Annotated in this window: 3 protein-coding genes; 1 reads left to right on the top strand and 2 read right to left on the bottom strand. The window is 69.3% G+C overall.

The features are described 5' to 3' along the window. Positions 1-34: 34 nt before the first annotated feature. Positions 35-652: a TetR/AcrR family transcriptional regulator gene (locus F2P44_RS19665; RefSeq protein WP_167088747.1), complete on the bottom strand. Its 618-nt coding sequence runs from the start codon at positions 650-652 to the stop codon at positions 35-37. 110 nt (positions 653-762) lie between these two features. On the opposite strand from F2P44_RS19665, the gene F2P44_RS19660 reads away from it, so the two are divergent. Continuing rightward, the gene (locus tag F2P44_RS19660) at positions 763-2,211 is read left to right on the top strand and encodes an efflux transporter outer membrane subunit (RefSeq protein ID WP_167088746.1); all 1,449 of its coding nucleotides are present in this window, start codon (positions 763-765) and stop codon (positions 2,209-2,211) included. Positions 2,212-2,258: 47 nt separating this feature from the next. Here F2P44_RS19660 and F2P44_RS19655 read toward each other — a convergent pair whose 3' ends face one another. Then, positions 2,259-12,449, bottom strand: a complete 10,191-nt coding sequence (locus tag F2P44_RS19655; protein ID WP_167088745.1) for a Tc toxin subunit A-related protein — start codon at positions 12,447-12,449, stop codon at positions 2,259-2,261. Between the last annotated feature and the right edge of the window lie 128 nt (positions 12,450-12,577).

Genomic DNA, 12,577 nt, shown 5'->3' with positions numbered 1-12,577 from the left:
ATTTTTGTCAAGCGTCACTTTCGACGCCGCGCTGTTACGGCGACAGACTGCGCAGCACCAGGCTCGATAGTTGTGCCGGGGCATCCTCGGTGTGATCGAGACTGTGCTGCAAGAGCAAGGGATTGAGGTAGGGCCGCATGACCAGGTAGATCGCCGTCGCAGCCTCGTCGAGCGGAGTCTTGCGTTCGAAGTCGTCGCTGTCGCGCCCCTGGCGCAGGATGTCTTGCAGCATCGCCTTGATACGCTCCTCGAACGCGCGCACCGTCGCCCAGCGCTCCGTGGCGGCCGTGGCCGCAATGTCATACAGCCTGCGGTCCTCGAAAAACAGGCGCAGGCTGGACTCGACGGCCGCCTTGAACATGCGCCGCAGCTTCTCCGGCGGGCGGTTGGTGCTGGCGATGGCCGCCCTGACATCGGTTTCGATCTCGCGCAGGCAATTGGCGCAAATGCGCTCGCCAATGGCCTGTTTCGATTCGAAGAACTTGTAAATATAGGCCTTGGAAAAGCCGATCGACTTGGCCAGGTCGGACACGGTGGTCTTGCTGTAGCCATACAGACGGAAGTGTTCGGTAGCGGCGGCGACGATCTGGTCGCGCACCTCGTGATCGGCCGGGCCGCGGGCAGGGCCCGGATTGGTGCTTGGTGTATTCATGTCCGACAGCTTACATCGTGTCACCCCAACATACAACGAGTGACTAAATAGTGATATAGTCACTTATAACTGACCCAGTTCCTCTCCCTTCACTTCGCGGAAAGCTGCCCATGCCACGCCAACCTGTTCTCGTCATGCTCCTCCTTGCCAGTCTTTCAGCCGGTTGCGCGGTCGGTCCCGATTACATCCGGCCCGATATCCGCTTGCCGGATCGCTACCTCGCTCAGGCGCACACTGAGCAGCGCCATGCCGGCGCGGGCGTGTGGTGGGATGCTTTCGGCGATGCGCAACTGACCCGCCTGGTCGCGCTTGCGCTGGAGCAAAACCTCGACCTCGCGCAGGCGTCCGCGCGGCTTGCCCAGGCACGCGCGGGATTGGGCGCGGCGCAGGCCGCGCTGCTGCCGTCGGGCGCCATCAATGCCCAGGGTGGGCGCGCTTACCAGTCGCTCGAAACCCCGCTGGGGCAAGTCTTGAATTCAACGCCGGCGTTCGACCGCCACGGCAGTGCCTATGAGGCCAACCTAGGCGCCGCCTGGGAGCTGGACGTGTTCGGCGGCACGCGGCGCGCGCGCGAAGCGGCACTGGCCGAGTACCAGGCCTCGGAAGCGGGCGTAGCGGCGGCACGGCTGGCGCTGGCGGCGCAGGTCGCCGATAGTTATGTCGGCATGCGCGGCCTGCAGGCGCGCCTTGGCATTGCCCGCAGCCAGGTCAAGACGCAAGTCGATCTGTTAAGCAAGATCAATCTGCTGCATGGAAAAGGGCTGGTGGCCGAACTGCAAGTGCGCCAGGCCGAGGGTGCGCTGGCCCAGGTACGGGCATCGGTGCCGATGCTCGAAGCGGGGCTGGACACGGCGATGAACGCGCTCGACGTGATGCTCGGCACGGCGCCCGGCGCGCACCGGAACGAACTGGCGCCCGCCGGCCCCATTCCGGCGGCTCCCCGCATCGCGTCGAGCGGAGCGCCCGGCGATTTGCTCAGGCGCCGGCCCGACCTCATCGTGGCCGAGCGCCGCCTGGTCGCATCGAACGCGCGGATCGGCATGGCGGTTGCCGAATATTATCCGAAGCTCTCGTTGAGCGGCCTGGTCGGCAGCGCGACGTCGGTCTCCGGCGCCAATCTGTTTTCCGGCGGCGCGAGCCAGGCGGCCGGGGTGCTGGGCCTGCGATGGCGCCTGTTCGACTTCGGCCGCATCAACGCGCAAATCGACTTGGCCAAGGGCCAGGAAGCCGAGGCGCTGGCCGCTTACCGGCTGGCCGCGCTGCGTGCCACGGAAGAGGTGGAAAACGCCTTGCTGGCGCTGGCGAAACGCGACGACCAGGCCGCCATGCTCGGGCAGGGCATGGACGCGCTCGCGCGGGCGAGGGGAGCGTCGTTTGCGGCATACGGGAAAGGCAGCGTCAGCCTGATCGAGGTCTTGCAGGCCGACGAACACGTGCTGCGCGCCTTCGACCTGCACGCGCAAGCCCAAACCGAGGCCGCGCGCGCGGCGGTCGCCGCCTTCAAGGCACTCGGCGGCGCGTGGCAGCCGGGCGAACCGGCCGCGCTGGCGGTGAGATAGCGGCCGGACCGCACGCGCCGTGCCGACGGCCGGGAGCGCCCGGCGTGTCAGCAAGCCGTGGTGCACCCGGTGGCGCACGGCTGGCCCGGCGGCAAGCAGCGTCGCGCCGCTCCGGCCTCGTAGGAACATACCAGATAAGCCTTGCGCAGCGGCCCCACATGGTGCGGGAACAGGAACTCGCCGATCTTCACCGGGCATTCGTCGTCCAGCCACGGGAAGGGGTACTCAAGCACGCCGTGATACAGGCAGGGCCAGTCCACACTGGCCACGCAGGTCAGCAGATAGCGCTCGCAGCAAGCCTCGCTATCGTGCTCGCAGGCACAATCGGGGTCGGGCACGAACTCGATTTCGTGGTTGCGCACGCCGTCGCCGCCGCAGGTCTCGAACCAGATATCCAGGCGCCGCATGCGCACCGGGCGCTCTCCTGGAAGATAAGGGAACATGGCGCGGCTCATGCGCAAGCCGAGCGCGCGGCACCCGTGTTCCTGGTCCGGCGGCGCCATCTTGCCCTTGAAGCGCTGCCAGGATTCGGAGAAATCCTGGCGCCAGTCGAAGAAGCGCAGGGCGCCGCCGGGCAGGATGCAGGATGCCGCCGCCCAGCTGGCCTCGCGCAGCAGGCTGCCGCCCTCCCTGGCCGTATAGCTCATCTGGAACAGCACATCGCTGACGCTGTCGACATCGAAGGCGTTGTGTTCCATTGGCAGCTCGATGCGCCAGCGGCTGACGGCGCCGGCAAATTCGAACGGCAGGTAGCGCTCGTCGCGGAAATTGAGCTCGAACAGGCCGGCGTCGTTCTGCCCGCTCGATGTGGCGATCGCCTCGGTCGCGCCGAAGCGCTTGACGATGCGCGGATCGTCCACGCTGGCCCGGTAGCGTTTGCCGCCGCAGCAGCCGCAGGTGCAGGCGCCGGGGCAGCAGTCCTCGATGTCGCTCAGGGCGGGATCGACGCGGGTGGCGCTGCCGAGCAAGGTCAGTTTGCAGTGCACCCCGGTGCCCGGCCCGGTGACGGCGGGGATGGTCAGGTTGAGCGACTTGATCCTGCGCAGATAGTGCCCCGGATACTCGCGATCGAAGCGCCATTCCGGAATCTCGACTTCGCAGGCGCCGGTGGCTTTGAGTTCGAGGAAGGCCAGCGGGAAGTCCATGCGCAAGGACATCCGGGTCACCAGTTCCTGCTCGCGCCGGTTCTGGTCGAAGTACGCCTTTTCCATGGTGCGCAGGGCGGTGCTCAGTCCTTCACCGGCCAGCAATGCCTCGTGCAAGCCATCCCAGGGCTGCGCCGCCAAGAAGTGTTGCGCGCCCAGCTCGCGCTCGAACTGGAAGGCGCGCTGCGCCTGGCGCGCCCAGCACCATGCGATATCGAACATCTGGCGGTGCAGCGCCGCCGTCTCTTGTTGCAGGAACAGATACAGGGCGTGATTGGTGAATTTGTCGCGCAAAAAGTCTTGCACGTCGGCGGCTTGCTGCATTTGCCGTACCTGGCTGTTGAGCTGGCGCAGTGCCGCGTCGCGGCGGCGCTCGGCGGCCAGGATCTGGCGCTCGATCTGCTCGATCTCGACATCGAGCACCGACACCTGGAATACCCAGTCGACTTCGCGCCGCACCCATCCGGCGTCGGTCATGGCCAGCCCGGCCTCGGTGCCGAGCACGTCGCCCACGGTGAGCAGGATGCGCGAGGCTGCCGAAAAGGCGTGCGCCAGCTTGGTTCCGATCGGCATCTGGAACACCGACACCGGCGTGGAGGCAACCCCGGCAACCCCGGTGGTCATGTCCGGAATCAAATTCATGACCTGGGCGATGGCTTCGACCACGTTGCCGGCCGTGCGGCTCGCCATCGAGGCCTGGGTCAGGTTGCGATACGCCTGTTCCTCCCCGATCAAGCCGCCGGCGATGAGGTCGGCGTAGTACTGGCGCCGCGTCTGCGCCGCCTGCAAGGCCTTGCGCAGGCTGTCGCGCGTCATGTCCGCCTCGCGCCATTCCATCTGGCGGATTTCCTCGGCCAGGTTGGCCATCTCGCGCTCGTGCGAGACCCGCATCGCCGCCAGGAACTCGGCATCGCCCTTTTCGTAGGCGGCCAGCAGCGCCGCGCCGAAGGTGCGCACCTCGCCGGCCGTTTCAAGGGCGCGCTGGAGCAGGAAGGGGAAGCGGTACGGGCCGGACGGGCAGCAGCAAGCATCGTCGTCGAGGCAGGAGGTCTCGACTTCCTGCCAGCCGCGCCGCAGCGCCGGGTCGCCCCAATACCGGCGCTCGCGCAGCGCGCCGCCGGCCAGGCGCGCCCGGTCCAGGCAGCGGTGCAGCGCCCCAAGCTGGTCGTCCAGGCGGTCGTAGATGTCCATCAGGCGCGGATTGAGCGGCGCGAAACGCGGCACCAAGGCCGCTACCGTCGGCGCGCCCGGTCCGTCGTCATGGCCGAAGAGGGTACGCGGACGCTCGCCGAGGTAGCGCGCGGCGGTGTCGAGCCGCAGCCGCGCCAGCGCGTATCCTTCGGCGCTGTTGCGGCACAGCGCTACGCCGGCGTGTTCCAGCAGCGTCTCCACGTAAGCCAGCAGGGTGCTGCGGCGGCGCGCGTCGGCGGCGTTGTACGTCAGCGTGTCGCAACACGGGTCTTGCCGCGTGCCGACCGGCTGCAGGCGCGCCGCGCCATCCTGCGTGCCGGCCGTGCGGACGGCGTCGGCACGGGCGCGGCCACGCACCACCGGCGGCTGCGGCAGCGCCGGGTCGTTCGGTCCGCGCCCCGGATTGCGGCAGGTCGACCAGCGCAGGTCCATGCCGGCCGGCGCGTAGTAGCGTTCATACCATTTCAGCGCCGCCTCATGGCGGCAGTTGCTGCGCAAGGCCGCGGCCACGGTCATGCTGGTGGCGTAGAGCGACGGTTCGAGCGGCGCCCCCGGGGCGAAAAAGACGAAGAAGGGATAGGCCGCCAGCCCGGCCGGTCCTCCCGGCAGCGGCGCCGGCGCCAGCACTTGCGGCAGCACCACCGCGGTGTCGGGCGCCATATCGTAGCGGAAGCCCCACGGCGAGGTGTCGGCGTAGCCTTGCGGCGTCGGCCCCGCGTGCGTGATGGTAAAGCGCAGCGTGTCGCCCTCGCGCCCGGTAAATTCGAGTTCAGCCTCGCCGGGGCCGGCCGCCACATGCGCGCCGCCGTCCGAGTAGCGCGGGGTCTGGAACTGGCCGTTATGCACGCGGCACCATGCCAGGCGCACCATTTTCTTGCTTGGCCAGCTGAGCAGCTGCGGCAGCTTGTCGGGGCGATGCCAGTCCGAGGTCGTGTCGGCCGGGGTCGCGCCCCAGGCGGCGTCCTGGGGCAGGTCGGGACGGTCCGGATTGAGGCTGGCCGGGTCGTAGTACTTGCCATCGACCAGCCAGAAATAATATTCGTCCATCACCGGCGGATGCACCTCGCCGCATTGCGCGCAGCAGGCCCCCGGCGCCATGTGCGGCGGCGCGAAGCGGGACCAAGCGGGCGGCTCGCCCGCCGCCGCGATGCGCAGGAAACGCGTCCCCAGGCGCACCGCCGCCTCGATCCAGAGCGGCAAGCGGGGCGGCTGCATGGTCGCCGCCCGCAGGGTGAGCACCGGATCGGTCGCGGGGGGCGGTTCAGGTGTATTTCCGCCTTGGTCCAGCTGGCGCTGCGACGGCGCCAGCCAGGTGGGCCGGGCGTGGCGCTCGGGACGGCCCATCAGACCGAGGTTCTCCGGCTGCGCAAGCTGCGCCAGGTGCGCCGGTTCGCGCTCCTGCGACAGGATCACGTCAGGATGCGCCGGCCAGTGCGGACCGGGCCAGGATTGCATGCCGCCCGGTGCAGGCGCGCTGAACGTCGCGCGCCGCAGTTCCCGCTCCAGCAGGCGGAACGCCTCGGTGCGCACGGCCTCGCCGTGTTCGGCCCATTCGACGTAATTCTCTCGATACAAGGTACGGCGGCGGCATGCCTGCCACACCCGGAAACTGGCGAACAGCTTGTCCCAGGCGCCGGAAAAGGCCGCCGTCACCGGCAGCGTGGGTTCGAGCGACAGGCGGGCCCGCTCCACGAAGGCTTGCAGCGCGCTGAGCGCTTCCTCGATGCGGCTCGATGTCTGGCAAATGCCGGCCTCGACGTCGAGCAGCAGGAGCGCGCTCAGGTCGCCCGGCGTGCGCGCGAAGCTGCCGGGAGCGAACGGCAGGGCGACCCGGTCCTGGCTGGTCAGGTAGGCCAGCAGGGCGCTGCGCGCGCGTTCGCGCAGCGCGTTGTTGAGGCTTTCGATGTCGGCGTAGCGGCGCGGGTCCCCGCGTTCGATCATGCCGTTGCGGTAGAACGCCGTCAGCTCGGCGTTGGCGGTGGCGAGCGAGGCATCGGCGTCGGTGGCCCACAGGCTCGGCCTGGCCGCGCCCAGCTCGAGCGGCACCACATGCCTGAGCAGCTGGCGCACCCACAGCGACGCGTGCCATAGCCGGACCGGCCAGCGCTCGTCGGCCAGCATCTGCCAGCCGGGGGTGACGCCGTTATAAAACTCCAGCAGCAGGGGCGCGTGATCGAGGTCGATGCCCAGGTCGGACAGCAGGGGCAGCACATCGGCCGCTTGCTGGTTGGACGCCTCCACGAACGTCAGCCAGGCCTGGCGCCCGGCCTTGTGCGCCACCGCGCGCCGCATCACGCTGTAGTCGTGCAGGCGCTCGAACCAGTCGAACAGCGCCTGGCGGCGCTGCACCGACGGCGCCGAGCGCGCATCGGGCGCGGCGGCCGGGCTGCGCTCGGGGTCGCCGTTGTAGACGTCACCCACCGGCAGCAGGTTGAGATCGAACCAGGCGCGGTGCGCGCTGTAGGGCGACCCCGGCACATAGCTGACGCCGGCGAACAGCTCGGGCGCGGACAGCAGGTACTGCATCTCGGAGACGCTGGCGCGCGCGAGCAGCCGCGACGACAGGCGCAGCCGGTGCGCCAGCAGCAGCGCCTTGAAGGCGCGCTGGTAGGTGCGCCGTACATCGCGCAGGCTGCCGCTGTATTGCAGCTCCAGATAGGCATGGGCTGCCGGCGCCAGCGTGTCGGGCCCTTGCAGCGGGGCCTCGACCAGGTCGCGATACAGGCGCTCGTTGGGAATGGCCGTGATGCTGCCGCAGGTATCGGCCCCCGCGTACTTGAGCGTGAAACCGCTGCGGGCCGGCGCCAGTTCCAGCTTTTCGTCGAACTCGGGCGCGCTTTCCTCGATATCGATATCGAGGAAATAGGCGCCGCGCTTGAGATGCAGGGGCACCGACGTGTGGTCCGGCGCCTGCTCGCCCTCCCAGCGATAATTGAGCAGCAGCCAGGTCTTCTGGCCGCGCCGCAGGTTGACCCGCCAGCGCTGATGCCCGCATGCTTCGAAGTCCGGCGGCGCGCAATCCGGGCTGGGCGCCCCCGCGAAGAAGGTGTAGGCGCCCGCCTGTTCCACGATCAGCACGCCGCGCCAGCGCACCGTAAAGCCTTCGGCCCCGCCCAGCGCCAGGCCGTCGGACTCGCGCATGGCAAAGCCGTTGCGCAGGATGGCGAACTTGAGCCTGGCGGCCGGCAGGGTCAGGTCGAGGCGCGGGATGACGGTCGGTACCGGGGCGTTCCAGTTTGAGCGCGCCGGCGTGAAGGCGGTCATCGGGCCGCGCGTTTCCTGCCACGTGGCGCCGCTGTCGCTGCGGTACTCGCCAAACAGGCCGGTGCCGGCCAGCGCCGTCAATGCGGCATAGGCGCCGCCGGCCGGCAGCGGCCACAGGAAAGATGCCGGCGGCATGCCATCGTCCGTTTCCCACGGGGTCAAGGCCTGGTTCTCGTCGCCGCGCAGGCTGCGCAGGATGAGCGCCGCCAGGGCGGGTTCCACCTCGTGCCGGTCGGTGGCGTGCGCCACGTGGCAGGCCAGGTGCGCGGCCACGGCGTGCGCGCGCTGCGCAAGCGTGAGGAAGCAGCGCGCGAAATACGCCCAGCGGCACGCCTCGTCCGCTTCCTCGATCAGGGCTTGCTCGGCGCAACCGAGGTCGGGGAACAGGAAGGAGAACTGTGCCAGCGCCGCGCGCGGGCTGAAATACAGTTGCTGGACGGCTTGCATTTCAGCGGGCGTCAACTGCTCGATGGCGTTCAGCTTGGCCAGCACCGCGCAATCGCACAGGGGCAACGCCGCGACCAGCTCGCCGGCGGCCGGATCGTATTGGAACGGCCCGTTGGGCGGCTGGTTCCACATGCCGGGGCTGGTCGCCGCCAGGCTGGTGCGGTACTGCCATCCCGCCGCGCCGGCGTCCAGGCCCAGGCGGGCCATCATGGCGGGGAAGAAGTGATTGGCCAGATCGCGCAGCGGATCGCTGCCGGGAGCGGGATCGTAGCCGAAGTCGGCGCGCATGGCGCTGTCGATGGCGTACCAGTCCAGGCAATCGACCTGCTCGTCGCACACCCGCACCTCCAGCAGGCATTGGCGCAGTCGCCACAGGTCGAACGGGTGGCCTTCTTCCGGATAGTCGAAGGGCTGGTCGAGCGCCTCGTTGCGGTCTTGCTGGAAGAAGGGATCGGCGCCGTCGAGGTGCTGGTCGACCGAAAACAGGAACAGCAGTTCGCCCGTGGTGAAGGACGAGGCGTAGATCTTGGACAGGATTTCGGCAAAGCGCAGCGTGCCGGCCGGCAGGGCGTGCCACGGCGCGCTGGCCGGCGCGAAGCCGGCCAGGACCGACAGCGCATCGAGATTTGCGCGCACGATCTTCATGAATTCCGGCGCGCGGTGGCGATGCCGCTGGCCCGGCCCGGCGCCGTGGGCTTGTTCGCGTTCGGCCCGGTCTTGTATGCGGGCCAGCAAGTGCTCGACGGCCCAGGCGAATGACGGGTGGGCGGGGCCGGCCCACAGGCCGAGCAGGCGGGTGCGGTCCGCGCCCTGCGCGCCGGGCGCCGCGTCCGGGTCCCCGCCCAAGTCCAGGCCCCAGTCGTCGCGCAGGATCTGGAATGCCGCCAGCTGGCGGATGAACTCCGGATTGATGCTGGTGCCGCTGAACAGGCCCAGCACCTGGGCGATGTCGGCCAGTTCGGCAAAGCTGTAGCGCGCGCCCGCCACGCAGCGCAGGCTGCGCCACAGGCGGATGAAGACCATCAGCCGGCGCAGGGCGTCGTCGAGCGAGGCGCGCCCGCGCAAGCCGATCACCAGGTCTTCCGGGCAGCACGGTTCGCAGCGCGGGAAGGCGCTGTCCGGGTCGCGTTCCACGCCGCGCACGACCGGCGGCGGCGCCCGGTCTAAGGCGACGAAGCCGGACTCCCACAGGTCGAGGAAGTCGCAATAGTCGAGACCGGTGCGCTTGAGGAACTGCGGCACGCGCAGCACCACCACCTTCCAGCTGACGCCATCGAGCGTGTCGCCGGTAAAGCCGTACATCGTGCGCAGCGCCGCCGGCGCGATGGTGGCGCGGTAGAGCGTTTCGTACTCGGCCGGGGACAGGCACAGGTATTCCAAAGCCAGTTCGATGCGCACCGGATAGCGCCACAAGTGCTTCTGGAAGTCGGGCGCCTCGGCGCTGGCGTCGAGCGCGAATTCGGTGATGTTCTCGCGAAATGCGCGCATGGTGGCGTAGCGGCTCACGCCCATGGCGCGCAAATAGGTGCGCGAGACGTCCAGGGTTTGCGCATAGGGTAGTGCGGGCGCCGAAAAATCGCTGGCCAGCCTGACGTAAGCGTTCGGCGTCGCGCCTGGCGCTGCCGGGCTGGAATGCTCGGGCAGGGCGGCGAACAGCTGGTCGGCTCGATGGCCATCCACGTGATCCGCCTCCCCGGCCGCGGCGGGACGCAGCGCGTGGCTGCCAAGGGTGGTGCCGCCGCTGTCGTGGACGATGCCGGAGGTGCCGCCGTCGGCGAGATGTTCGAGGTTTTCGTTGACGATGTCGATCAGCGGAATCGGGGTGTGGACGTTGGCAGCGGTTGCCAGCAGCGTGCCAGGCGCGCCGCGCCGGGGCGCGATCAGCGTGGCCAGCGTGGCGCCGCTCGCCAGCGCTTGTTCGCAGGTGGCCCCGATGCCGGTCGCCAGCAGGTCTTGCAGATATTTCACCGGGCCGAAGGGAGACAGGTGCCACGGTGGAATGCAGTTCACGAGCGAGGCGTCGGGATTGACCGGCGCGAACGGACCGGCGGCGCCCGGCTCCGGCAACGGGCTGGCGCCGCCGGCGGCTTTCTGGATTTTCTCCACCCAGCCATAGGCGATGGTGCCGGTCAGCGCATGCGCGAATTCCGGCGCGGCCAGCGCCCGGATCTGGGCGCGCGAGCGGAAACCCCTGGCATACAGCGCTTCCATCAGCGAAAAGCGCAGGCTCGCCGGCGCGAGCGGGAGAGCGGTGGTGCCGGCGGGGACGGTGGTGGCGGCGCTCAACTCATCGAGCGTGCGCAGGGCCTCCAGCAGCCAGGCCTGGGCATCGGCGTCGCCCGGAAATACCGTCGCTAGGGCCGCGGCGATGCCCGGGTCGGACCAGTTTGCGACGGGCACGCCGAAGCCGGGCAGCGCGGCCAGGAAGGCATCGACCGGGTCGCCGGCGTCCCGGCGGATCGATGGCAGTGCCGATGCGGGGCCGGCGAGCGGCGCCAGTGCGCTGGTCTGCACCTCGAAGAATTTGCGCAAGCGGCGCACGAATGCGGCGATGCGCTCCTCCGGCGTGCCGGGCTTGGTGAATTCGGGCAAGAGATGGACCCGGTCGGGCGGAATGGCGCCGGTGGCGGCCAGGAACCATCTGCGCCATTCCGTGGCGTCGATCGCCTTCAGCTGGGCGGCGCTGCGCACCGGGATCGCCTTGATCGCCGCCATCAGGGCGGTCGGGGCGGCCGGGTCGGGAGGGAGCGCCGTTTGCTGGAGCACGACGGCGAGCACCAGGTCGAGGTGGCCGAGCAGCATTGCGTCGGTGAACACGGCCCGCTGCCAGAAGCTGTCGATGGAGGGCTCCATGTACGCCAGCCACGCCGTCACGAGCGCGGCGACCTGGGCGTCGAGGGCGGCCAGCATGGGCCGCTGCGCCCGTCCGCGCCCGATCGCTACAAGGCGCCGCGCCGCATTCTCGGCGGTGGTGCCGGGCAGGGCGATGGTGCCGAGCAGGGCAATGGTGCCCGCTTCGGCGGCTGCCTTGATGGTCGACACCAGATGCGTTTCCTTGTCGTCGGTCGCCATGCGGTAGCGCTCCGCGGGCGCGATGCTGGCTGGAAGCGTCACCGAGAGCGCATACAAGTAGGCCGCCGGGACGGTGAAATCGAGCTCCAGGGGCGGCGTGTCGGCGATCACCACCTCGGCCTCGCGGAAGGTCGCGCCGGGCAGGGGCGGAGCGCCGACGTCGATCGGGAAGCGCAGGCCGATGCGGCCCGGCCTGGCGCTGCGCTGTTCGGCCCACACGGCGGCCGAGGCGGAAAATACATACTGGGCCAGGCGCTCGGCGGTGGCATCCTGCAGCGCATAGTAGCCGAGCAGGCTGGCCTCGTACTGCAGGCGGTCCATGTCGGCCTTGTCGCGCGTGTCCTCGTCCCAGGGGGGAATGGCTGTTTCGGGCCGGGTGTACATGTCTTCGAGCTTGCGATCGTGCGGGCGCGCGGGGGGCGGCGCGGCCTGGCGGTTCCAGGCAATTTCGCGCGCGATGTGGCGCGCCTGGGTCAGCGTGAGCGGTCCGGGTCCGGCGACCCGGCTGGCGAGCGTGGTCCCGCCCGGGTCTTGCGCCAGCACGGCGTCGATGGCGGTGACGAGGGGCAGGAAGCGCGGCGGGCTGCCGTCCTCCGGCAGCAGCACGGCGGTGGCGCCGGCGGCCGGATCGGGCAGCGCGACGACCACGGCTGGCGGATCGATGGCCATGTAGAAGACCGGGTTGGCGACCAGCGGCGCGTCCGGCAGTGTCTGGACGTTGAAATCGAGGCGGTCGTACGCGACCGGCACGCCGGCCTGGAGGATTTCCAGGCGCAGGTCGCTGGTGTTGAATTCGGCGGCGGGGAGCGTCACCGGAATGATCGCGGTGGCGACCGCGTTCAAGCCGATGTAGTAATCGGGCCGCTCCGGCAGGTGCGGCGGGATGATGGTGAAGTGCTGGATGATTTTCTGGGTGGCGGGCGTGAAGGCCGGCCCGCTGGCCGCGTCACCGGTGTTCGGGACCCAGACGCCGCTGGCCTCGCCCAGGTAGGCGCCGTCCGCGGGAGCGCCGAAGGAGAGGTCGTACAGCTTGATCGTCAGGTTGGTCAGGTAGCGGGTGAAATCCGCGCCGCTGGTTGGTTTCGACGGCGTGAGACGGACGATGATCACGTGCGGCATGGTGTGCCTCCTGTGGTTGATCTTGAATATTGATTGGCGATCGTTCAAAAATGGTGCATGCTTCGCGTGTCACTGTCGTTACATTGTTCTTACCAGCTGTAGGTCAGCAAATCGTCGTCTTCGTGGAC

This window comes from Massilia frigida, assembly GCF_011682175.1.
Classification (GTDB): Bacteria; Pseudomonadota; Gammaproteobacteria; order Burkholderiales; family Burkholderiaceae_D; genus Telluria_A; species Telluria_A frigida.
The sequence above is the reverse complement of the archived record's forward strand: the minus strand, read 5'-3'. Positions and strand labels throughout refer to the sequence as shown.